Consider the following 22,771-nt stretch of genomic DNA (forward strand, 5'->3'; position numbering starts at 1 on the left):
CCCGTCCCGCGCACTACGCGCGCTTCAGCCGCAGGGTCATGAGCTGGAACGGGCGCAGCCGTACGGCGATCCGGTCGCCGTCGGCCCCGACCGCGGACTCCTCCTCGGCGAGCGGCCGCTCCAGCAGGTCGGTGACCGCCACCCCCGCGACCGGGAAGCCGGCCGTCAGGGTGGCCCGCACCCGGCCGCCGTGGGCCTCGTGGAAGCGGACCACCACGTCGCCGCTGCCGTCGTCGGCCAGCTTGACGGCGGTGACCACGACCGCGTCCCGGTCGGCCGACACCAGCGGCGCGACCTCCCCGGCGCCCGTGACCCGACGCTCGGGCAGGTTGATCCGCCAGCCCTCGCGCACGGCGTCACCGATGTCCGCGCCCGGCACCAGCGCGTGCCGGAACCGGTGCACGCCCTGGTCGGTCTCGGGGTCGGGGAAGCGCGGGGCCCGCAGCAGGGACACCCGGACCGTGGTGGTCGTACCGGCGTCACCGTCGGTGCGGACGGTGCGGGTGACGTCGTGGCCGTACGTCGAGTCGTTGACGACGGCCACGCCCCAGCCGGTCTCCTCCAGGTGGACGAAGCGGTGGTTGCAGGCCTCGAACTTGGCCGCCTCCCAACTGGTGTTGGTGTGCGTGGGCCGGTGGAAGTGCCCGAACTGGGTTTCGGACGCGTACCGTTCGGCGTGCACGTCGAGCGGGAAGGCGAGCTTGAGGAACTTCTCCGTCTCGTGCCAGTCGACCTCGGTGTCCACCTCCAGCCGCCGCTCCCCCGGCGCGAGGGTCAGCGTCTGGGTGACGCGGGAGGAACCGAACGAGCGGACGATCCGCACCGAGGCGCCGTCGTCGCCCGGGGCGACCTCGTCGGCGTCGGTGAGGTCGGTGACCGTGTTCCGGTAGAACGCGTCGACGTCCCAGGCGTCCCACATGTTCGGGAAGTCGGGGTGGAGCTGGAGCAGGTTGCCCGCACTGCCCGGCGCGATGGCCTCGCGGTCGGCGGTGATGTCGTACGCCGACACCACCAGTCCCCGGTCGTCGATCTCGACGTGCAGCAGGCCGTTGTCCAGGACGTGGCCGCCGCCGGGGCGGGCGGTCAGGCCGGTGCGGCCCTCGGCTACGGGGGCCGCGGCGGCGCCCGCCGGAACTCCGGCCCGGGGGTGCGGGGCGGAGTTGAAGACCAGCGGGGTGTCGCCCTCGCCGGCCAGGGCGCGCTGGGCGGCGTCGATGATGCCGTTCAGTTCGTCGGCGACGCGCTCGTAGGTCGCGCGGGCCTCGCGGTGCACCCAGGCGATGGACGAGCCGGGCAGGATGTCGTGGAACTGGTGCAGCAGGACCGTCTTCCAGATGCGGTCCAGGTCGTCGTACGGGTAGGGGAACGCGGCGCGCACGGCCGCCGTGGCCGCCCACAACTCGGCCTCCCGCAGCAGGTGTTCGCTGCGGCGGTTGCCCTGCTTGGTCTTGGCCTGGCTGGTGAGGGTGGCGCGGTGGAGTTCGAGGTAGAGCTCGCCGACCCAGACGGGCGGCTGCGGGTTCTCGGCCTCGGCCTTCTCGAAGAAGGCCCGCGGGGTCTCCCAGGTGACGGTCGCCGAGCCTTCCAGGTCGCGCAGCCGGGCCGCCTTGGCGATCATCTCGCGGGTGGTGCCGCCGCCTCCGTCGCCCCAGCCGGTCGGGGCGAGGGAGTGCCGGGCGACGCCCTTGTCCTTGAAGTTGCGGGCGGCGTGCGCGATCTCGCTGCCCTTCATGGAGCAGTTGTAGGTGTCGACGGGCGGGAAGTGCGTGAAGATCCGGGTGCCGTCGATACCCTCCCAGCGGAAGGTGTGGTGCGGGAACTTGTTCGTCTGCGACCAGGAGATCTTCTGCGTCAGCAGGTACTTGGTGCCGGCCGCCTTGATGATCTGCGGCAGACCGGCCGCGAAGCCGAAGGTGTCCGGCAGCCACGCCTCGTCGTTCTCGACGCCGAACTCGTCCAGGAAGAACCGCTTGCCGTGCACGAACTGCCGGGCCATCGCCTCCGAGCCGGGCATGTTGGTGTCCGACTCCACCCACATACCGCCGGCCGGCACGAAACGGCCGTCCGCCACGGCCTTCTTGACCCGGGCCCACACCTCGGGCCGGTGGTCGCGCACCCACGCCCACTGCTGGGCCTGCGACATGGCGAAGACGAAGTCCGGCTCGTCCTCGAGGAGGGCGGTCATGTTGGAGGTGGTGCGGGCCACCTTGCGCACGGTCTCGCGCAGCGGCCACAGCCACGCCGAGTCGATGTGCGCGTGACCGACCGCGCTGAGGCGGTGCGCGGAGGGGACCGCGGGGGCGGAGAGAACGCCGGTGAGGCGGGTACGGGCCCGCTCCGCCGTGCCGTTCACGTCCTGGAGGTCGACGGCGTCCAGGGCCTTGTCCACCGCGCGCAGGATCTCCCAGCGCCGCGGTGACTCCACGGGCAGCTCGGCCATCAGCTCGCCGAGCACCTCCAGGTCGAGCACCAGGTTCCACACGGTCTCGTCGAGGACGGCGAGGTCCATGCGGGTCAGCGTGTACTGCGGCTCGCTGCCGGCGGTCTCCTTGTCGCCGAGCCGGGTGGGCACGAAGGGGTGGTAGTCGAGGACGACGGGGTTGGAGGCGGCCTCGATGTGCAGGCGCACCTCCTCCCCGCCCTCGGCGGGGGCGCCGACGCGCACCCACTGGTTGCGCGGGTTGAGGCCCTTCACCGGAGTGCCGTCGGGGCGGTAGACCAGGCCCTCGCACTGGAAGCCGGGCATGTTCTCGTCGAATCCGAGGTCGAGGATCGCCTCGACGGTCCTCCCGGCCCACTCCTGCGGCACCGTGCCGGTGACACGGAACCAGCTCGTACCCCAGGGAGCGCCCCAGCGGGCGCCCACCTCGACGGGCTCGGGGTCGGACGCGAGTCCCTCGGCGACCGGCACGGGCTCGCCGGGGGCGTTCCACACCGCGACGTCCAGCGGCACGGACTCGGGGTACACGGCGGGGTGGATGCGCTCGTCGAGGACGCGCTTGAGGCGGGCTTCGACCAGGTTGCGGTCGTCATGCATGCGGGTGCTCCGGGGTTGGTGGGGCGGGTGGTTACCAGGGGTGGGTCACGGTGACGGGGGCCGACGTGGTGTACAGCTCCCCCACGGCACGCACTTCGAATCGTGCGGCGCGCTCGCTCTGCTCGGGGCGCGTGCCACCGGCGAACCAGGCCCGCTGGCAGGTGCCACCGAGGAAGCGGCGGGTGCCGTCGGGGAGCACGCGGTGGACGGTGTAGTGGCGTACGCCGTCGCCGTGGGGACGGTTCCAGGCGAGCCGCAGGTCGCCACCGTCCGCGGCGGTGACGCGCCCGGCGGTGGGGGCGGCGGGCGCCGTCGCCGCTCCGGTGCGGACGGCGAGTCCGCCCGCCCGCCCGCCACAGCACGGGGCCCTCGGACGCCGTGAGCCGCACTCCGATCGCGTGCAGGGTGCCGGACAGACCTGTGAGCGGCACGGTGGCCGTCTGCCAGCCGTTGACCGACTTCACAGTCCGCGCGGCCGTCACGGGCAGCCGGCGGTACGGCGGTGCCGCACCCGGTTCACCGGCCTCGGCGGTGGCGACGGCGAGTTCGACGTTCACAGTGCCCGCGTCCGTGCGGTGCGTCAGCTCGACAACCGTGTCGTCACCCAGCGGCAGCCGGGTCGCGTACAGGTCGAGGACCACCGGTGCGTCGAGTGCACCGTCGACGAGGACGCTGCTGCCGCCCCGCCAGGCGTCCGCGAAGTCGAAGGAGACCTCCGGGCGCCCGCCCTCCGTGCGCACCACCCAGCGCCGGGACGGCAGCCGGTCCTGGAGGCCGAGGTGGTTCCAGGCCGTGTCCGAGGTGGCGGTGCCCCGCTCGTACCACCGCAGTCCGTGCCCGGTGTTGAACACGGTCGCGAACGGCAGCGACGTCACCGTAGACCGGTCGGCGACCGACACGGCGGGCGCCCGCCAGTCGTCCCCGCTGTCCGGGCGGGACGGGTCGAGCGACGCCCCCGTCCAGAACCGGTCGTCGGCCGCGTGGAAGTCCCCCGGTGCCCGCCGGTCCCCGGGCAGGTGGTTACGGGTCCATTCGGGCCGGTACAGACCGATCGACGTGATGTGCGCGGCGTCTCGCGGCACGATCGCGTCCCAGTTCTCGGACGTGTTCCAGCCGTTCGCCTCCACGTCTACGCCGGCCCACAGCTCGTAGCGGCTGCGGCCCAGCCGCTCGGCCCGATCGCCGGAGGAGGCCAGGCGGCCGGCCGTCCAGCGGAAGTCCACGAACATGTCGTCGGCGGCCTCGAAGAACGCCTGGTTCCAGTCGTTGAGCGCCCCCTGCCAGCTCACCGCCCCGTCCACGGTCATCGAGTCGTACCAGGTCACGCGCTGTCCCCTGGCCGCGGCGAGGGACTTCAGCTCGCGCAGGAAGCCCCGCATGTCCGCGCCGAGCGCGGCGTCGCCACCGCCGGTCTCGGCGTTGACGAACCAGCCGTCGAAGCCGTGAGCCTCGGCGACCGCGACGAGCCGTGCGGCGAGCGGGAAGCGCCCGGCGGCGTCCTTCTGTACGAGGTCCCGGGTCCAGCGCAGTTGTCCGCCGTAGGCGGCCGGCGGCAGGAAGACGTTGCCGAGGACGGGTACGCCGTGCCGGTGCGCGGCGTCGACGACCGGCGCGTTCGGGGCGAGGATCAGCCCCTCGCCCGACGAGCCGCCCCAGAAGACGAGTTCGTCGACGTACGCCCAGTGGGTGAGGGCGTAGTAGTCGGCGGTGGCGGAGCCCTGCGAGGGGTTGCTCGCGGTGGGTCCGAAGGAGACCAGGGGCTGGACGCGGGCCTGCCCGGCGCGGGCCGTGGTGCTCGCGGGCACCGGGGTGAAGCGGTCGGCGAGCGGTACGCAGGCCTCGTTGAAGGCGAGATCGGGGTCGTCGGCCGCGCGCCACTCCTTGAGACTGCGCCAGGTGATCCCGTCGCCCGGAGTGCCGGAGGGCAGCGAGTCGGGGAACCAGTAGGAGGCGTACGGCTGGAGTGCCGTGCCGGCCTTGCCCGGGCCCTTCGGGGCGGCGTTCGCGGGCAGCGCGGGCCACAGGGCGGCCGCGGCCGAGGCGAGCAGGACGGTGCGTCGGGTGGGGGTCACGAGCGGGTGCCTCCTTGGCGGACCGGTGAGCCGTCGGGCCCGTGCGGGGTGGGGAGTACCTGGTCGGGGGTGACGACCTCGGTGATGCCGCGCGCCGCGAGGTGCGCGGTGTCGGCGGCACGCGTGTCGAGGACGGTGGTCGGGCGGGCACCGTCGGCCACCAGGCGGAAGAAGGCGCCGAAGACCGCGCCGCCGGGGGCGCAGGCGGAGCGTGCCGCCGGGTCGGCCGGGACGGCCAGGGCGGTGGTGCGCGGGGCGGGGGCGGGGTGGGCTCCGGCACGCGCCTCGCGGGCCGCCCGGGCCAGGACCCTCGCCGTGTCCTTGGGACGCCGGTCGTTGGTGAGCAGACCGAGCCCGTACTCCAGCTCGGGGAAGTCGGCCAGCGCCCGGGACACGTCGTGGGAGCACCACCAGGTGACGCCCCACAGGTCGGGGCAGTCCAGGGCGTTCGCGATGGTGGCCTCGGTGAAGGCGGCGGCGTGCTCCGCCGGGACGAGCGGGGCGGGGGCGCCGACCTCCTGGAGCCAGACCGGGCGGTGCGGGGCGTCGGCCCAGGCCTTGCTCAGCTCGATCAGATAGGCGGCGTGGTGCTCGCTGGGCACGGAGGTGCGGCCGTGGCGTTGGGCGGTGCCGTTGAAGACCCAGGAGTGCACGGCCGTCACGGCGCCCTGCCGGGCGGCCTGGCCCGGAGTGAAGGGCTGGTCGTCCTGGTACCAGGTGGCGTCGTACTCGGCGTGCAGGTGCATTCGTCCCGGGGCGCCCTCCTCGCATGCGGCGAGCATCCGTTCCAGCCAGGCGTCGATCTGGTCGGCGGTCGCCCGGTCCGGGTCGGGGTGGGGTCCGGCGGAGAACTGGTTGACCTCGTTGCCGAGGGTCATGCCGAGGAAGTTGGGACGGCCGGCGAGGGCGGCGGCGAGGGTGCGCAGGTAGGTGGCCTGGCCGTCGATGACCTCGGGGTCGGTGAAGAGGTTGCGCCGGTGCCAGGTGCGGGTCCAGGACGGCAGGTAGTCGAAGCTGCTCAGGTGCCCCTGGAGGCCGTCCACGTTGACGTCGAGGCCGCGTTCGCCGGCCGCGTCGACCAGCTCCACCAGGTGGGCGACCGCGCGGTCGCGGATCAGGGTGCGGTTGGGCTGGAAGTAGGGCCACAGCGGGAAGACCCGGATGTGGTCCACGCCCAGGGCGGCGACGGAGTCGAGGTCCGCGCGCACGGGGTCGAGGTCGAAGTCGAGCCAGTGGTGGAACCACCCTTGGCTCGGGGTGTAGTTGACGCCGAAGCGCACGGCAGGAGGCATGCGGTGTCCTTGTGGGGAATCCTTGCGGGGGATCCTTGTGGGGAATCCTTGCGGGGAACAGGTACGCGGATCAGCCCTTGACGGCGCCCTCGCCGACGCCGCGGAAGAAGTACCGCTGGAGGCAGGCGAAGAGGAGGATCAGCGGCGCCACGGCGATGATCGTGCCCGCGGCGACGAGGCGCTCGTCGTTGGCGAAGGTGCCGTGCAGGTAGTTGAGGCCGATGGTCAGGGTGAACTTGGACGGGTCGCTGAGCACGATCAGCGGCCAGAGGAAGTCGTCCCAGGCGCCCATGAGGGCGAAGATCGCGACGACGGCGAGGGTGCCCTTCACCGCGGGGAGCGCGATGCGGCAGAAGCGCTGCCAGACGTTGGCGCCGTCGACGTAGGCCGCCTCCTCGATCTCGTAGGGGAGGTTGAGGAAGGCGTTGCGCATCAGCAGCACGTTCAGGGCGCTGACGCAGCCGGGCAGTACCACGCCGACCAGGGTGTTGTTGAGGCCGAGTTCCCGCATGGTGGTGAACTGGGCGATGATGATGCCCTCCACGGGCACGAGCATCGCCAGGATGAAGACGAGGGTGGTGACGCGCCGGCCGCGGTAGCGCAGGCGGGCCAGGGCGTAGCCCGCGAGTGCGGCGCCGACGCAGTTGGTGACGACGTTGGCGGCGGCGACCTTCAGCGAGTTGAGGGCGTAGTCCCAGACGGGGATGGTCCCGGCGACCCGCTCGTAGTTGTGCAGGGTGGGCTCGGTGGGCAGGAACTTCGGCGGGGAGCTGAAGATGTCCTCGGTGGGGCCCTTGAGCGAGGTGGAGAGCTGCCACAGGAACGGGCCGATGGTCAGGGCGAGGACGCCGAGCAGGAGCAGGTAGCGCAGGGCCAGTTCCCAGATCCGTACGCGGCGGCCGTGTTCGTCGGTGATCCGGGGCTGCCGTTCCCGGGTGGCGGCCCGGCGCTGCCGCGCCGGCGGGGTCTTCTCGAGGACGCTCACGACTCCTCCTTCCGGTCGGCGCGCAGCACGAGCAGCATCAGGGCGACGGTGACGACGAAGACGACGACGGAGATGGCGGAGGCGTAGCCGACGCGGCCGGTCAGGCCGGTGCCGGTGCGCTGCACGAGCATGACCAGGGTGGTGTCCTCACCGGCCGGGCCGCCGCTGGGACCGGCCATCAGGTACACCTCGGAGAACACCTTGAACGCGGCGACCGAGGAGAGGGCCGCGACCAGGACCATGGTGGAGCGCACGGCGGGCACGGTGACGGTGAGGAAACGGCGGACCGCGCCCGCGCCGTCCACGGCGGCGGCCTCGTGCAGTTCGCGGGGCACGTTGGCGAGCGCCGCCAGGTAGATGATCATGTAGTAGCCGAGGCCCTTCCAGACCGTGACGGCCATCGCGCTGAGCAGGATCAGCCACTGGTCGCTGAGGAAGCCGACCGGACTGGCGCCGGCCGCCTCCAGCAGCGAGTTGACCAGGCCGCGTTCGTCCAGCATCCAGACCCAGATCAGCCCGACGACGACGATCGAGGCGACGACCGGGGTGTAGAAGGCCGAGCGGAAGAAGGTGATGCCGGGGATGTTCTTCTGCACCAGCAGGGCGAGCAGCAGCGGCAGCAGGACGAGCGCGGGGACTACCCCGAGGACGTACAGGGTGCTGTTGCGCAGGCCGATCCAGAACATGTCGTCGTGGAGCAGCTCGCGGAAGTTGGCGAGGCCCACGAACTCGCCCGGGACCAGGGTGCGGCGGTCGGTGAAGGAGTTGACGAGGGTGGAGACGAACGGGTACAGGATGAACGCGCCGGCGATCAGCAGGCCGGGGGCGGCGAACAACCACGGACTGGTGGGCAGTTGGCGCCGTACGCGCCGGATGCCGCTCTCGGGGGCACGCCGGGGGCCGGTGGCGGTGGGACTCGCCATGACGTCTCAGCCCTGCTGCTGGAGGAGCCGGTCACAGGCCTTGACAGCGTTGTCGAGGGCTTCCTTCGGGCTCTGCTTGCCCTGGAGCGCCTTGGCGACCTCGTTGCGCAGTTCGGTCTTCATCTGTTCGCTGAACAGCACCGGCGTGTAGTTGACGGCGGACCGCAGCGACTTGGCGGCGGCGACGCGGACGCGCGTCTCGTCGGTGCCGTCCTCCTTGGTGAAGTACGGGTCCTCCAGCGAGCCGGCGGTGCTCGGGAAGATGGCGACCTGCTTGGCGAACGACATCTGGTGCGCCGCGTCGGTGACGAAGTGCGCGAAGGCCACCGCGGCCGGCTTGCGCTCGCTCTGCGCGTTCACCATGAGGCCCATCACGTACATGTTGACGTGGCCGGTGCTGGTGATCTGGTCGGTGATGCCGATGTTCTCGTACAGGTTCGGCGCCTGCTTCTTGAAGTTGGCGAGGTCGAGCGCGCTGCCCGGGTTCATGGCGACGGCCCCGGTGAGGAACTTCTTCCCGGACGACTCCGGCGTGGCCGTCAGCGCCTGCGAGTCCAGGGCCCCCGCGTCGTACAGCTCCTTGTAGCGGGTGAGGAGCTCGACTCCCTTGGCGTCGTTGAAGGCGAAGGCGGTGCCCTGCTCGTCCATGAGCGGCACGCCGTAGCGGCCGAAGTCCTCGATGGTGGGCACGTTGGCGAGCGTGGCGACCTCGCCGTCGGTCTTGTCCGCGATCTTCAGGGCGGCGTCGAAGAGTTCGTCGTACGTCTTCGGCGGCTGTTCGGGGTCGAGGCCCGCCTTCTGGAAGAGGGTCTTGTTGTAGAAGAGCGGGCCGGTGTTGAGGTACCAGGGGAAGGCGTACGTGCCCTCCATGCCCGGTATCCGGTGGCTGGCCCACGCGCCTTCCAGGTACTCCTTCTCGTACTGGCCGGCGGCCTTGTCCAGGTCGAGGGCGAGGCCCGCCTCGGCGAGCGGGGCGACGAGGTCCGGAGAGACGTTGACGACGTCGGGCAGGGTGCCGCCGGCGGCGTCGGCGCTGATCTTGTCGGCGTAGCCCTCGCCGGGCTGGTCGACCCACTTCACCTCGGTGCCGGGGTACTTCTTCTCGAAGTCGGCGATCAGGTCCTCGAAGTAGGGCTTGAAGTTGGCCCGCAGGTTCCAGGTCTGGAAGGTGATGTCGCCCTCGACCTTCCCCGAGGCGTCGGCCGAGGAGCCGCCGCCGCCCGAGGAGCCGCAGGCGCTGAGCGGCAGGACGAGGGCGGCGGCGACGGCGAATGTTCTGCGCGAGGTGGACACGGTGACACGTCTCCCTGAAGGACGTCGGCGGTGGATGGCAGCGACGATGCACGGCGATTCTGCGCGAAGTCAATGGATTCACGGGAACTAAAGAAGAACGGACCACATTAGTCCAGGTCAGAGGCGCATCATCGATCTGCTTGCCCAATCCACTAATGCGCTTTAGGATCTTTTCACTCAAGCGCTTTAGTGCGCGTGCTGTATCAGCTCACCACCGAAGAGGAGGCGTACATGCCGGCCAAGCGGCCCGCCGCGCGCCGACCGACGATGAAGGACATCGCGCGGCGGGCCGGGGTCTCCGAGAGCGCGGTCTCCTTCGCGCTGAACGACCGGCCGGGGGTCTCCGAGATCACCCGGGACCGGGTGCGCCGGGTGGCCGAGCAGCTCGGCTGGCGGCCCAGTACGGCGGCCCGTGCCCTGTCCGGGGAGGGCGCGGCGACGGTCGGCTTCGTCCTGGCACGGCCCGCGCACACCCTCGGCGTGGACTCCTTCTTCCTGCAACTGGTCTCCGGCATCCAGGAAGTCCTGGCTCGGCGTCATCTCGGCCTGCTGTTCCAGGTGGCACAGGACGTCGACGACGAGTGCGCGGTCTACCGGCGCTGGTGGGCCGAGCACCGCGTGGACGGCGTCCTGGTGGTCGATCCGCGCACCGACGACCCGCGTCCGGACCTGCTCGACGAACTCGGCCTGCCCGCCGTGGTGATCGGCGGGGCGCCCGACGAACGCCATCCGGGGCTGTCGTCGGTGTGGGCGGACGACGCGGGCGCGATGGCCGCGCTGGTGGACGGTCTGCACGCGCTCGGGCATCGGCGGATCGCGCACATCGCCGGGCTGCCGGGCCTCGCCCACACCGAGCGGCGGATCCGGGCCTTGCGGGCCGAGGCCGGCCGTCGTGGCCTCGGCGAGGTCCAGTCGTTGACCACCGACTACTCCGACGCGGAGGGCGCCGCCGTCACCCGCCGGGTCCTTCAGGCGCCGGCTCCCCCGACCGCCCTGATCTACGACAACGACGTGATGGCCGTGGCCGGGGTCGCCGCCGCGGCCGGCCTCGGTTTCTCGGTACCGGCGGACGTGTCCGTGGTGGCCTGGGAGGACTCGGCGCTGTGCCGCATGGTCAAGCCGTGGCTGTCCGCACTGTCCCGGGACAGCGTGGAGTTCGGCCGCACGGCGGCGACGGAACTGACCGCCCTGCTGGACGGCGGACCAGCGCGGACGGTGCGGGTGCCGGTGCCGCGGCTGATCGAACGGGACAGTACGGGGCCGGCCCGGCCGGCCTGAAGCCCGAAGGGGGCGGCCGACGGGTCCGGGTCTCGACGTGACGGTGTGCGGACGGGCAGAGTGCGTCCTGCGTACTCGCCAGTAATCCCCTCTCACCGCCTTCCCCGAGGAGCCTCCCGTGACCGACTGGGCCGGCCGCACCGCCGTCGAGATCGCCGCCGCCGTACGCGAGAAGCGGGCCACGCCCCGAGAGGTGGTGGCGGACCACCTGAACCGCATAGAGCGGCTCGACGGCCGCGTCGGCGCCTTCCGCGAGGTGCGCGCCGAGGCGGCGCTCGCCGAGGCCGAGGAGGTCGGCGCCCGGGCTGATCTGGGCGAACTGCCCTTGGCCGGCGTGCCGGTGGCGGTCAAGGACAACCTGCCGGTGCGCGGTGAGTCCACGCGCAACGGCTCCGCCGCGACGCCGGACACGCCCGCCGGGGACGACCACGTCACCGTGGCCCGGCTGCGGGCGGCCGGCGCGGTCGTGGTGGGGCTGACGAACGTGCCCGAGCTGTGCGTGTTCGGCACCACCGAGGGCGTGCACGGCACCGCCCGCAATCCGTGGGACCCGACCCGCTCGGCGGGTGGTTCGTCGGGCGGCAGCGCGGCCGCGGTCGCCGCCGGGATGGCGCCGGTCGCACTCGGCAACGACGGCATGGGCTCGCTGCGCATACCGGCGGCCAACTGCGGTCTGGTCACCATCAAGCCGGGCCACGGGGTGGTGCCGGCCGGCCTGGGCGACGGCGACTGGTTCGGCATGTCCGAGAACGGGCCGCTGGCCACGACGGTCGAGGACGCCCGCCTGATGCTCGCGGTCCTGGCGGACGGCCTCGTGGACGGCGAGCCGCCGCGCCGCGAGGACTCCGGTGTCCTCCGCGTCGCCGCCTCCCTGCGCAGCCCCCTGGCCGGCGTCACCGTATCCCGCCCGTACGCGGGCGCCGTCCGCGAGGCGGCCGGGGTGCTGATGAAGGCGGGGCACCAGGTGCGGCGGGCGGACCCGCCCTACCCGGCGTCGCTGGGCCTGACCGCCCTGACCCACTGGACGGCCGCCACGTCCGTGGACGCGCGGGAACTGGACCGGCGGCTGCTGGCCGGGCGGACCCGGGTGCACGCGGCCCTGGGGCGGCGTTTCGTGCGCACGGTGGCCACCGGCGAGGGCCGAAACGGGCTGCGCGAGCACCTGGAGCCGTTCTTCGCCGAGCACGACGTCCTGCTGACCCCGGCGCTGGCCCGCCGCTCCCCCGTGGCGGGGCCCTGGCACGAGCGGGGCTGGCTGCGGAACGTCGCGGCCAACTCCGCGTACTCGCCCTTCACGCCGCCCTGGAACCTGACCGGCTGGCCCGCGATGACGGTGCCGTTCGGCACGCTGCCCTCGGGCGCCCCCTGTGCCGTACAACTGGTCGGGCTGCCCGGGTCGGAGACGGCCCTGCTGGAAGTGGCGGGCCGGATCGAGGCACTGCGTCCCTGGCGGCGGACGGCCCCGGCGCTCTGAACGACGCCTACAGGGCGCGGTACATGACGTGCAGGCCGACCCGCCCGTGCCGCGGGTGGTCGAAGGCGTCCGGCACCGTACCCAGGATCGTGAAGCCGAGGGAGGTCCAGAGCCGCACGGCCGGGTTGGTCTCGACGACGGCGTTGAAGACCATGCCCCGGTATCCGTCGGCCCTGGCGGCGGCCAGTACGTGTTCGGCTAGGGCGCGGCCGGTGCCGCGGCCCGCCCGGTCGGGGTCGACCATGAATCCAGCGTTGGCGATGCGGGCGGCGGGGCCGCCGTAGTTGGGGGTGACGTAGGCGGAGGCGACGACGGCGCCGGTGTCGTCCTCGGTGACGTAGACGCGTTTGGCGGGGTTCATCCACAGGGCCCGGGCGTCCTCCTCGGACGTGTCCGGGTCCCAGGCGTAGGTCTCGCCGGCCGCGACGATGCGGTGCCAGAAGGGCCAGATGTGCGGCCAGTCACCGGCCGTCGCTTCCCTGATCAGCATGGGCGTGAGTCTCGCACGCCCATGCGTCCGGCGGTTCCTCGGGTGGCGCCGCGGGTCAGTCCACGCTGGGCAGGATGTGGGGCTCGGCGAGGTCCTCCTCGTAGCCCGCGAGACGGATGGGGGCGGACCGGGCCCACACGTCGAGGCTGCCGATCTCTCCGGGCCGGCGGTCCGCACGCTTGGTGCGTTCCTCGGGGCGTTGGTCTGGATTCGTCGTCGTCTCCGGTGTCACCGCGCACTCCTTATGTGTCGGGTCACCCTCGGGGCCTGCCGGCCAGTCTCCTGTGCGGCACCTGGCGCCCGCTCGGGTGTGAGTCGAATGCAGTTCGGACGCGGTGGCGCCGGTCACTCGTGCGAGAGCAGGCCGTTGTGAACCGGCTTGTCCCATGACGGACTCCGGGTGTGGGTGGTGCCCTGTACTGCCGCCCGTCCGCTCCAGATTAACCAAATGAGCGGGGGTGCGCTCTATGGGGCTCGAAACATGGGGGAACCATTGCCCTTCGTTCCGCGCGCAGTTGGCCCCAGCCTGCCCGGGTTCGCCCACTTCCGTACCGTGCGCAACTCACCCATTCGGCCCACATCGCCGACCGTACCTTCGATGGTCGGCGGCGCCGGGTCACGCAGTTAAGTTGCCGTTGGCTGCGGCGCAAGCTCGCCATGGTCTGCTGCCGGTCGGCAACGGCTGTCTCGTGGGAGGACCGAGGCATGGAACTGCGCAGCGTCGAGGAGCTGATGGACCTGCTGTACGCCTGCCGGGGCGAACGGTCCGCCGCCGAGCGCGGCGGCGGACCCGTGGACCTGCACGGGCACGCGCTGCGGACCGCCGCGCTGCTGCGCCGGCGCCGCCCCGCCGACAAGGAGCTCCAGGTCGCCGGCCTGGTGTCGCCCGTGGGCCGCCTGCTGTGGCCCGGCAACCCGGCGGTCCGGACCGCCGACGCGGTGCGGCCACTGCTCGGTGCGCGGGTCGCCCGCCTGCTGCTGCGCCACTCCCACCCGGAGGCCTGGGCGCACGACGACGACCTGGTCAGCCTGCGCCAGGCGGACGAGGAGGCCCGTACCACCGCCTTCGACGCCGGGGTCCTCGAGGACTGGCGCACGGTGCTGGAACTGACGGCGGCGCGGAACTCGCGGCTCGGCGCCGTCGACTGAGGCGCCCGGCGGACGGTGCGCGAGGTGTGCCCGAGGTCCAGGAGGCCGCGCGGTGCCCCCGACGGGCGGCAGGCCCCCGGGCGGGCCTGTATGGGATCGAACCACGAAGTACGCGTGACCGGCGCACCGGGCACACCGGCGCTCGCCCGCACGGTAACCGGGAGCCGGGCGAACGGGCCAGGGAATTCACGCCGTTGGCCCGGCGCCGCTCTCACCACTTGCCGGGCGCGTAGTCCTTGAGGAAGACGCCGTACAGGTCCTCGCCCGCCTCGCCGCGCACGATCGGGTCGTAGACGCGGGCTGCGCCGTCGACCAGGTCGAGCGGGGCGTGGAAGCCGGCGTCGGCCAGCCGCAGCTTGTCGTAGTGGGGACGCTCGTCGGTGATCCAGCCGGTGTCGACCGAGGTCATCAGGATGCCGTCGGTGTCGAACATCTCCTGGGCGCTGGTCCGCGTCACCATGTTCATGGCGGCCTTGGCCGCGTTGGTGTTCGGGTGGCCGGCGCCCTTGTAGCCGCGGGCGAACACGCCCTCCATCGCCGAGACGTTGACGACGTAGGCACGCCCCGCGGACGCCCTGCGCGCGGCCTCGGCCATCGCCGGCCGCAGCGCGCTGATGAGGATGAACGGCGACGTGTAGTTGCACAACTGGGTCTCGAGCAGTTCCACCGGGGAGATCTGCTCGATGGTCTGGACCCAGGTGTTGGTGTCGACGACGTCGGGGACCAGACCGCCCGCGTCGATGGCGGTGCCCTCGCGGTGCCGGACCACGCTGGCGTTGCCGGCGACCAGCGCGAGGTCGGCCACCTGCTGCGCGTCGAGCCCCGTGGCCCCGACGGGCAGCGCGGCAAGTCCGTCCACCGCACCCGAGTTGAAGGCGCCGATGACGTGGTGGGCGGGCAGCTCGCCGGCCGGCAGCGGGGCGCTCTCTCCCTCGACGAGCGCGGCGTACGCGGAGGGCAGCCGGCGCACGGTCTGGGTGGCGTTGTTGATCAGGATGTCGAGCGGGCCCCGCTCGGTGACCTGGTCGGCCAGGGCCACGGCCTGGGCGGGATCGCGCAGGTCGATGCCGACGACCTCCAGGCGGTGGATCCAGTCCGCGGAGTCGTCCATGGCCTTGAAGCGGCGGATGGCGTCCTTGGGGAAGCGGGTCGTGATCGTGGTGTGCGCGCCGTCGCGCAGCAGCCGCAGCGCGATGTACATGCCGATCTTGGCCCGGCCGCCGGTAAGCAGCGCGCGCTTGCCGGTGAGGTCGGCGCGGGCGTCGCGGCGCGCCCGGTTCTCGGCGGCGCAGCTCTGGCAGAGCTGGTGGTAGAAGTAGTCGACCTCGACGTACCGCTGCTTGCAGATGTAGCAGGAGCGGGGGCGCTGCAGTATTCCGGCGATGCTGCCCTCCTCGGTGCGGGAGGAGGGCAGGATGCCTTCGGTCTCGTCGTCGATGCGCTCGGCGGACCCGGTGGCGGTGGCCTCGGTCACCAGTTTGTCGTGGGCGGTCTTGGCGGCCCGGCGCTCCTGGCGGCGGCGCTGCTTGACCATGCGGTAGATGTGCGACGTGGCCCGGCGGACCCGGACCGCGTCCGGGTGGTCGACGTCGAGGCCGTCGAGTTCCGCCAGCACGCTCAGGCAGACGGCGAGCCGCTCCGGGTCGATACCGGGGCCGTACCCCGCCTCGTCACCGGACTCGTACACCACCTCGTCCGTGGTCGCCGAACCGTCCTGTGTCACCGTCATCGCCGCTGCCGTTCCCTGGTCACCGTCGCGGCGCTCCGAGACGCGTCCGCTTTCGAACAGCGGATTTTATTCAGCGCCGGGGCACGGAGCCAAACCCGTCCCCCTCAGGGACCGCAGGCGGTGAGCAATGTCTCCACCTCCTCCGACAACGCCAGCGCGAACCGGTCGAGGTCCGGCACCGCCTTCCCGTCGGCGACCAAGCCGTAGTGGACCTTCCCCCGGTACGTCGAGACGGCCACCGCCAGGGAGTGGCCGCGGGCCAGCGGCGCCAGCGGGTAGACCTCGGTGAGCGGGTGGCCGCCGAGCCGCAGGCCGAGGCTGGGCAGGGGGACGCTGGTGACCAGGATGTCGAACCACAGCCGGGCCGCCTGCCCGACCAGCGGCCCGCCGAGCCGGTGGCCGAGCGCCGGGACGTGATCGGCGAGCAGGGCGACGGCGCCGGCGCCCCGGCCGGGCCCCGCGTCCTTGTTGCGGTCCATGGCGGCGCGGACCGCGCCGAGGCGGGACAGCGGGTCGGGGTCGCCGACGGGAAGCCGTATCAGGTAACCGGAGAGCCGGTTGCCCTGGGGCTGGGCGGTGCGCGGGCGGCGCTTGGAGACGGGGATCAGCGCACGCGGCGCGACGCCCTCGCTGCCGTCGCCGCGCTCGTCCAGCCAGCGACGCAGGGCGCCGGCGACGACGGCGATCAGGACGTCGTTGACGGTGCCGCCGACGGTCTTGCGTACGCGGTGCACGTCGTCGAGGTCGACGGCGACGCCCGCGGTGCGGCGGGTACCGGAGGACTCCGCGGTCAGCGCGGCCGAGGAACGCACGTCGAGGATGGACAGGGCCGCGGCGGCGCCGATGTCGAGGGCGCGGCCCGCGTCGGACAGGGCGCCGCGCACCCTCTCCGGCAGTCCGCGCACGTCCGGCAGGAGAGCGCGCGGGGGCGGACCGGGGCGGGGCCGGGGCGCGGGGAGGTCCATCGGGTCGAGGACCCCCGCGGCGAGGGTCAGGGCTCGCAGTCCGTCGGCGAGGGCGTGGTGGAACTTGAAGAGCACGGCGAAAGCGCCACCGTCCGCACCCGGCAGCACATGCGCCTCCCACGGCGGCCGGCCGCGCCCCAGCGGGCGCCCCATGAGGTGGCCCGCCCGCGCGTGGAAGTCCGTCGTCGGCGCGTGCAGCCGGACGTGGTCGAGCGGGTCGAAGCCGGGGTCGGGCTCACGGGTCGCGCCGCCGAACGCGAACGGCCGCCGCAGGGCGAGCGGCGGCTGCCAGGTGTCCCGGATCCGCATCCGCAGTCCGGGCACCGCGGGCGCGCGGGCGGCGAGCAGGTCCGCCGCATGGGCGGCCGCGGTGGGCGAGTCCGCCGGGAAGACCCCGAGCGCGCCGAGATGCATGGGGTGCTCGGCGGACTCGATGTTCCAGAACGCCAGGTCGAGAGGAGCGAGCGGATCGGGAGTCAAGGGCTTGCCTCGCAGGGACGACACGCGGACGACGGGTGGACAAGCAGTCAATCGCCTTCCGCCGATTACGGTCAAGCACGATCAAGCTACGCACAGTTAACTGCGCATTGATGTCCCGCCCCCGGCGAGGGGGCGGGACTCCAGGGACTCATGGGGCGCCTGTGCTCAGGTCGGCGGTGGCGGGGTCGCCTCGGCCGAGGTACCCCACCCGGACGGCTGCGGGCCGACCGTGTCTCGCCGACGTCGAAGGCGGCCGGCCGTGCGGTCCGCGCCGCCGGAGCGGTGAACAGCGCGCGGACGCCGCCACCACCCCGGCCACGCACAGGCCCGGGCGCCGGGTCAGGCGGTCGGGCATCCCGCGGGGGTGGGCTGGGACGCGTCGTGGATCAGGGCCTCGTGGGCGGCCTTCACCCGCTCGACGTCCGGCTTGAGGACCTTGCGGTCGTAGGTCGTCAGTCCGTTCAGCTCGCCCTCGACGTCCGAGATCTGGGTGTAGACGGCGCCGTTGCTGCCCCGGCAGACCAGGGCGCGCACCTCGTCGAGCTTGGTGAGGTAGTCGTCGGTGTACGTCTGGGGGTCGACGTCGACGTACGACTGCTGCACGGACCAGGCGTGTCCGGGCACCGCGAGACCGAGGCCGCCGTACTCGCCGGTGACCAGGGCGCGTTCACCGTCCGGGGAGGGCGGCAGGGCGGGGCTCGGATAACCGTGCTCGTCCATGATGTCGCCGGCGCCGCCGTCGGCACCGAGGTTCAGGCCCGACTGGTTGTTGACGAGGCGGGTCGGGTCCCAGGCCTTGGCCTGCTCGGCGACGCGCTTGATGTCGTACTGGCCCCAGCCCTCGTTGAAGGTGACCCACATGATGATCGACGGATGGCTGATGTGCTCGTCGATCATCTCCTTCATCTCGCGCTCGAACTGGGCCCGGGAGGCGGCGTCCGGGTTCACCCCCGGGGTCGTCGACGGCATGTCCTGCCACACCAGCAGGCCCAGCTTGTCGGCCCAGTAGAACCAGCGGTCCGGCTCGACCTTGATGTGCTTGCGCACGGAGTTGAAGCCGAGCTGCTTGTGCAGCTTCAGGTCGTGCGCGAGGGCCTCGTCGGTCGGTGCCGTGTGCAGGCCGTCCGGCCAGAAGCCCTGGTCGAGGGTGGCCATCATGAAGACCGGTTCGCCGTTGAGGATCGTGCGCGGCACGCCGTTCACCTTCTCGACGGCGATGGAGCGCATTCCGAAGTAGCTGTCGACGCGGTCGCGTCCGACGGTCACCTCGAGGTCGTACAGGAAGGGGTCGTCCGGCGACCACAGGCGCGGGTCGTGGATCCTGAGCGTCAGCGGTTCGCCGGTGCGGCCGCTCACGGTGGCGACCCTGCGGTGCCCCTCGTACGCCGTCGCCCTGACCCGTACGCCGTCGCGCACGCCCTTCGGCTCGACGGTCAGGGTCCCCGCGTCGACGTCCGGGGTCAGCTTCAGCGAGTCGACGTGGTCCCGGGCGACCGGCTCCATCCAGACCGTCTGCCAGATGCCGGAGCTGGGCGTGTACCAGATGCCGCTCGGGTCCAGGCTCTGCTTGCCGATCGGCGGGTTCTCGCCGTTCGCCGCGTTGGTCGGGTCGTAGACGCCGACGATCAGCTCCTGGGTGCGGCCCGGCTTCAGCGCGTCGGTGACGTCGGCGCTGAACTTGTCGTAACCGCCCTTGTGCTCGGCGACCCTGGTGCCGTTGACGTACACCTCGGACTGCCAGTCGACGGCGCCGAAGTTGAGCTTCAGCCGCTGGCCGTGGCCGATGTGCCAGCCCGCGGGGACCGTGAAGGTGCGGCGGTACCACATGCGGTCCTCGTGCCGCTGGATGCCGGAGAGCTGGGACTCCACCGGGTACGGGACGAGGATGCGCTCCTTGAGGTTCTCGCCCACCGGCGGCTGCTCCCCCGCCTCGGCGGCGGCGAACTGCCAGCGGCCGTTCAGGTTCCGCCAGGCGTCACGCGTCAACTGGGGGCGCGGGTACTCCGGGTGGGCGTTGTCCGGGCCGACCTCGTCGGCCCAGTCGGTGCGCAGCTCGTAGGTGGACTGGTTGCCGCCGCTGCTCCAGAAGGCCTTGACAACGTTGCCTTCGGTGTCGGTGAGGCCCCCTTCCCCGTCGTAGCGGACGTCTGCGGTGCCGGGCGCGTCGCCGTTCTTGTTGCCGACGACGGGCTGGTCGAGGGCGACGAGGAGGGCGGTCGGGTCGGCGGGGTCGACCTCGGCCTCGCCCAGGGGCCACTTGGCGCCGCCGATCACCGCTTCGAGGTGGTCGGTGAGGCCGGCCGGGGCCGCGGCGAGGGGGCTCGCGAAGTCGAGCTTGAGGGCGCGGCCGGTGGACTGGACGGCGGTCGCCGTCGCGCCGTTGTAGTCGAAGCCGTCGGGCAGGCGGAACGCCGACTGCGGGACGGGCTCCTTGCTGCCGCCGGGCTCGGTCCAGCGCAGGTGGAGGTTGGAGCCTCCGTAGTGCTCGAAGTACTCGAGCTTGATGTCGTAGGACTGGCCGGCCGTCAGCTCGATGGGCCGGGCGGTCTGCTCGCGGTCCCAGTCGTCGACCCAGTGGTCGATGGCGAGCTGTCCGCCGATCCAGAGGCGGAAGCCGTTGTCGCCGATGATCGAGAAGGTGTGGGCGCCGGTCTTCTCCGGCACCACCTTGCCGGTCCAGCGGACGCTGACGTCGTCCGACTGCCCGGTGGCGAAGTCCAGCCGCGGCTCCAGGGTGTTGAAGTCGACCTGCGGGTCGAAGCCGGTGGCCTTGAGTTCGTGGAAGTCGAAGGTGCCGGGAGCGGACTGGGTGTAGTACTCGCCCTTCAGGCCGTGGATCTCCGCGGCCGCGTCGTCGGCCGCGTTCGCGTGGGGCACGGCGGCGAGTCCGGCGACGCCGAGCGCGGCGGCGAGCAGTAGTGCCAGTCGGTCTCTGAGTCGTTTGGTGCGCACTGACCCTCTCCTCGAGAACGGGTGGTGGCTGATGGCTCAGGACATCGATGTCATACATCGATGTAACAGCAGATGTGCAGAGGCATGACAACACGGATTCCGCTTCGCGTCCAGGGACATGACAACGGCCCCCGGGGGGCAGCCCGGGGATCGCGCCGGCCGGGGCCGTCACCCGCCCGTCAGGGCACCCGCTGTCCCTTGCCCAACGCGATCACGCCGCCCTGGGAGACGGTGTACAGCTCGGCGTCCCGCTCCGGGTTGACGCCGATCGTCGCGCCCGGCGGCACGTCGACGTTCTTGTCCAGCACCGCCCCGCGCACGATCGCGCCGCGGCCGATGCGCACGTTGTCGTGCAGCACCGAGCCCTGGACGACGGCTCCCGGGTCGACCACCACGCCCGGCGAGAGCACGGACCGGGTGACCTGCCCGCGGATCAGGCAGCCCGCGCTGATGATCGACTCGCCGGCGATGCCCCCGGCGTTGAAACGGGCGGGCGAGAGCTGGGTGGAGTGGGTGTAGACCGGCCAGTCACGGTTGTAGAGGTTGAACGCGGGCCGCTCGGCGATCAGGTCCATGTGGGCGTCGTAGTAGGCGTCGAGGGTGCCGACGTCCCGCCAGTAGCCCTGGTCCCGGGTCGTCTCCCCCGGCACGTGGTTGGCGCTGAAGTCGTACAGCGCGGCCTCGCCCCGGTCGGTGAGCTGGGGCAGGATCGAGCCGCCCATGTCGTGGACGGAGTTCTCGTCCCCGGCGTCCCGGTGCAGTGCCTCGATGAGGGCCTTGGTGGTGAAGACGTAGTTGCCCATCGAGGCGAAGACGCACTCGGGGTCGTCGGCCAGCCCGGGAGGGTCGGCGGGCTTCTCCAGGAAGCCGGTGACGGTCTGGCCGTCGGAACCCGGCGTGATCACGCCGAAGGACGGCGACTCGGCGCGCGGGACCCGGATACCGGCCACGGTCACGCCGGCACCGGACTCGATGTGCTGGGTGAGCATCTGGCGCGGGTCCATCCGGTACACGTGGTCGGCGCCGAAGACCGCCACGTACTCCGGCTGTTCGTCGTGGACCAGGTTCAGGGACTGGAGGATCGCGTCGGCGCTGCCGAGGTACCAGCGCGGTCCCAGGCGCTGCTGGGCCGGGACGGGGGTGACGTAGTTGCCGAGCAGGCTGGACATCCGCCAGGTGGTGGTGATGTGCCGGTCCAGGGAGTGCGACTTGTACTGGGTGAGCACGCAGATCCGCAGGATGTCGCCGTTGACCAGGTTGGACAGCACGAAGTCGACCAGCCGGTACGTGCCGCCGAAGGTGACCGCGGGTTTGGCGCGGTCCGCGGTCAGGGGCATCAGGCGCTTGCCCTCTCCGCCCGCCAGCACGATCCCGAGCACCGAAGGACCTCCACGACGCATGGCCGCTCCCCTCACCTCGTCCACCCTCGGCCGCCCCTGGGCGGGGCCGCCCAAGCCTGCTCGAGGATCTCCTCGTAGAGCCGGACGGTACGACGCGCGACCGCGTCCCAGCCGAACTCCGCCACCGCGCGCTCCCGGCCCGCCTCGCCCATCCGCCGGGCGGTCTCCGGGTCGCCGAGGACGGCGTCCAGCGCCCGGGCCAGACCCGCCTCGAAGTCGTCGTCCTCGTCGTCGTCGCCGTGCTCGGTCCTGGGGACGAGTACCCCCGTTTCGCCGTGCGCCACGACCTCGGGGATGCCTCCGACGCGGGAGGCCACCACGGGCGTGCCGCAGGCCATCGCCTCCAGGTTGACGATGCCGAGGGGCTCGTACACCGAGGGGCAGACGAACACCGCGGCGTGGGTCAGGAGCTGGATCACCTCCGGGCGCGGCAGCATCCGCGGGATCCAGTGCACGCCCTCGCGGGCGCGGCTCAACTCGGCGAAGAGGTCGCGGAACTCCTGGTCGATCTCCGGGGTGTCCGGGGCGCCGGCGCACAGCACGACCTGCGCGGCCGGGTCGATGTCCCGCACCGCGCGCAGCAGGTGCGGCACGCCCTTCTGGCGGGTGATGCGGCCGACGAACAGGACGTACGGACGGGAGCGGTCCAGGCCGATCCGGTCCAGCGCGTCGGTGCCGGGGTCGGGCCGGTAGAGGGTGGTGTCGATGCCGTTGTGCACGACGTGGACCCGGGAGGCGTCCAGCGCCGGGTAGCAGGCGAGGACATCGTCGCGCATGGCGCCGGACACGGCGATCACCGCGTCGGCGGCCTCGGCGGCGGTGCGCTCGGCCCAGCCGGACAGGGCGTAGCCGCCGCCGAGCTGCTCGGCCTTCCAGGGGCGCAGGGGCTCCAGGGAGTGGGCGGTCATCACGTGCGGGACGCCGTACAGGAGCTTGGCGACGTGGCCGCCGAGGGCCGCGTACCAGGTGTGGGAGTGGACCAGTTCACGGCCTTCGAGAGCGGCGGCCATGGCGAGGTCCACGGAGAAGGTGCGCAGCGCGTCGTTGGCACCGTCGAGCGCCGACCACGAACGGTGGCGCAGCACGCCGTCGGTGCGGCCCTCGCCCCAGCAGTGCACGTCCAGGTCGACGAGGCGGGCGAGCTCCCGGGCGAGAAACTCCACGTGGACGCCCGCGCCGCCGTACACGTCCGGCGGGTACTCCCGGGTCAGCAGTCCCACACGCACCCGGAACCTCCCCTGCTCGGCGGCTG

The 22,771-nt window shown here is 72.3% G+C and carries 15 protein-coding genes and 1 pseudogene; 3 read left to right on the forward strand and 13 right to left on the reverse strand.

The genetic code is table 11. The features are described from left to right. Window positions 1–13: 13 nt before the first annotated feature. The 6 genes and pseudogenes from B1H29_RS04135 to B1H29_RS04160 form a co-directional block, all read right to left on the reverse strand. Window positions 14–3,037 (reverse strand): alpha-mannosidase, encoded by a 3,024-nt coding sequence (locus tag B1H29_RS04135; RefSeq protein ID WP_055421052.1) that lies wholly within the window; start codon window positions 3,035–3,037, stop codon window positions 14–16. A gap of 31 nt (window positions 3,038–3,068) precedes the next feature. Continuing rightward, window positions 3,069–5,109 (reverse strand): annotated as a pseudogene (locus tag B1H29_RS04140) (endo-beta-N-acetylglucosaminidase). Further along, on the reverse strand, window positions 5,106–6,401 hold the full coding sequence (locus tag B1H29_RS04145) for a glycoside hydrolase 5 family protein (protein WP_079160005.1): 1,296 nt from the start codon (window positions 6,399–6,401) through the stop codon (window positions 5,106–5,108). The pseudogene B1H29_RS04140 and the gene B1H29_RS04145 overlap by 4 nt, the downstream one beginning before the upstream one ends. A 70-nt stretch (window positions 6,402–6,471) precedes the next feature. Next, window positions 6,472–7,386: a carbohydrate ABC transporter permease gene (locus tag B1H29_RS04150; protein WP_055421050.1), complete on the reverse strand. Its 915-nt coding sequence runs from the start codon at window positions 7,384–7,386 to the stop codon at window positions 6,472–6,474. After that, a complete protein-coding gene (locus B1H29_RS04155; RefSeq protein ID WP_055421049.1) occupies window positions 7,383–8,309 on the reverse strand; it encodes a carbohydrate ABC transporter permease in 927 nt (308 codons plus the stop codon). Before B1H29_RS04155 ends, B1H29_RS04150 begins: the two co-directional genes overlap by 4 nt. 6 nt (window positions 8,310–8,315) lie before the next feature. Further along, the gene (locus B1H29_RS04160; protein ID WP_055421048.1) at window positions 8,316–9,602 is read right to left on the reverse strand and encodes an ABC transporter substrate-binding protein; all 1,287 of its coding nucleotides are present in this window, start codon (window positions 9,600–9,602) and stop codon (window positions 8,316–8,318) included. Between the two features lie 231 nt (window positions 9,603–9,833). Between B1H29_RS04160 and B1H29_RS04165 the strand changes: the two genes are divergently transcribed. Together B1H29_RS04165 and B1H29_RS04170 are read left to right on the forward strand one after the other, a co-directional pair. Next, complete coding sequence (locus B1H29_RS04165) at window positions 9,834–10,880, forward strand: LacI family DNA-binding transcriptional regulator (protein ID WP_055421596.1); 1,047 nt, start codon at window positions 9,834–9,836, stop codon at window positions 10,878–10,880. A 118-nt stretch (window positions 10,881–10,998) separates the two neighbouring features. Next, complete coding sequence (locus tag B1H29_RS04170; RefSeq protein WP_055421047.1) at window positions 10,999–12,354, forward strand: amidase; 1,356 nt, start codon at window positions 10,999–11,001, stop codon at window positions 12,352–12,354. Between the two features lie 7 nt (window positions 12,355–12,361). Here B1H29_RS04170 and B1H29_RS04175 read toward each other — a convergent pair whose 3' ends face one another. Both B1H29_RS04175 and B1H29_RS04180 read right to left on the reverse strand, forming a co-directional pair. Further along, window positions 12,362–12,844, reverse strand: coding sequence for a GNAT family N-acetyltransferase (locus tag B1H29_RS04175; protein ID WP_055421046.1), 483 nt, complete (start codon window positions 12,842–12,844; stop codon window positions 12,362–12,364). 55 nt (window positions 12,845–12,899) lie between these two features. Further along, window positions 12,900–13,076, reverse strand: a complete 177-nt coding sequence (locus B1H29_RS04180; protein ID WP_079160006.1) for a hypothetical protein — start codon at window positions 13,074–13,076, stop codon at window positions 12,900–12,902. 473 nt (window positions 13,077–13,549) lie between these two features. On the opposite strand from B1H29_RS04180, the gene B1H29_RS04185 reads away from it, so the two are divergent. Next, window positions 13,550–13,993, forward strand: a complete 444-nt coding sequence (locus B1H29_RS04185) for a hypothetical protein (RefSeq protein WP_055421045.1) — start codon at window positions 13,550–13,552, stop codon at window positions 13,991–13,993. 211 nt (window positions 13,994–14,204) lie between these two features. Here B1H29_RS04185 and B1H29_RS04190 read toward each other — a convergent pair whose 3' ends face one another. From B1H29_RS04190 to glgA, 5 genes are all read right to left on the reverse strand, one after another. Then, complete coding sequence (locus B1H29_RS04190) at window positions 14,205–15,722, reverse strand: SDR family NAD(P)-dependent oxidoreductase (RefSeq protein ID WP_055421044.1); 1,518 nt, start codon at window positions 15,720–15,722, stop codon at window positions 14,205–14,207. A gap of 104 nt (window positions 15,723–15,826) precedes the next feature. Continuing rightward, window positions 15,827–17,167 (reverse strand): wax ester/triacylglycerol synthase family O-acyltransferase, encoded by a 1,341-nt coding sequence (locus tag B1H29_RS04195; protein WP_055421595.1) that lies wholly within the window; start codon window positions 17,165–17,167, stop codon window positions 15,827–15,829. 339 nt (window positions 17,168–17,506) lie between these two features. Next, window positions 17,507–20,119, reverse strand: coding sequence for a glycoside hydrolase family 2 (locus B1H29_RS04205; RefSeq protein ID WP_055421043.1), 2,613 nt, complete (start codon window positions 20,117–20,119; stop codon window positions 17,507–17,509). A gap of 179 nt (window positions 20,120–20,298) precedes the next feature. Next, a complete protein-coding gene (gene glgC / locus B1H29_RS04210) occupies window positions 20,299–21,519 on the reverse strand; it encodes a glucose-1-phosphate adenylyltransferase (protein WP_055421594.1) in 1,221 nt (406 codons plus the stop codon). A gap of 11 nt (window positions 21,520–21,530) precedes the next feature. After that, window positions 21,531–22,745, reverse strand: coding sequence for a glycogen synthase (gene glgA / locus B1H29_RS04215; protein WP_055421042.1), 1,215 nt, complete (start codon window positions 22,743–22,745; stop codon window positions 21,531–21,533). Window positions 22,746–22,771: the final 26 nt, after the last annotated feature.

The sequence above is a fragment of the Streptomyces pactum genome (assembly GCF_002005225.1).
Taxonomy (GTDB): domain Bacteria; phylum Actinomycetota; class Actinomycetes; order Streptomycetales; family Streptomycetaceae; genus Streptomyces; species Streptomyces pactum_A.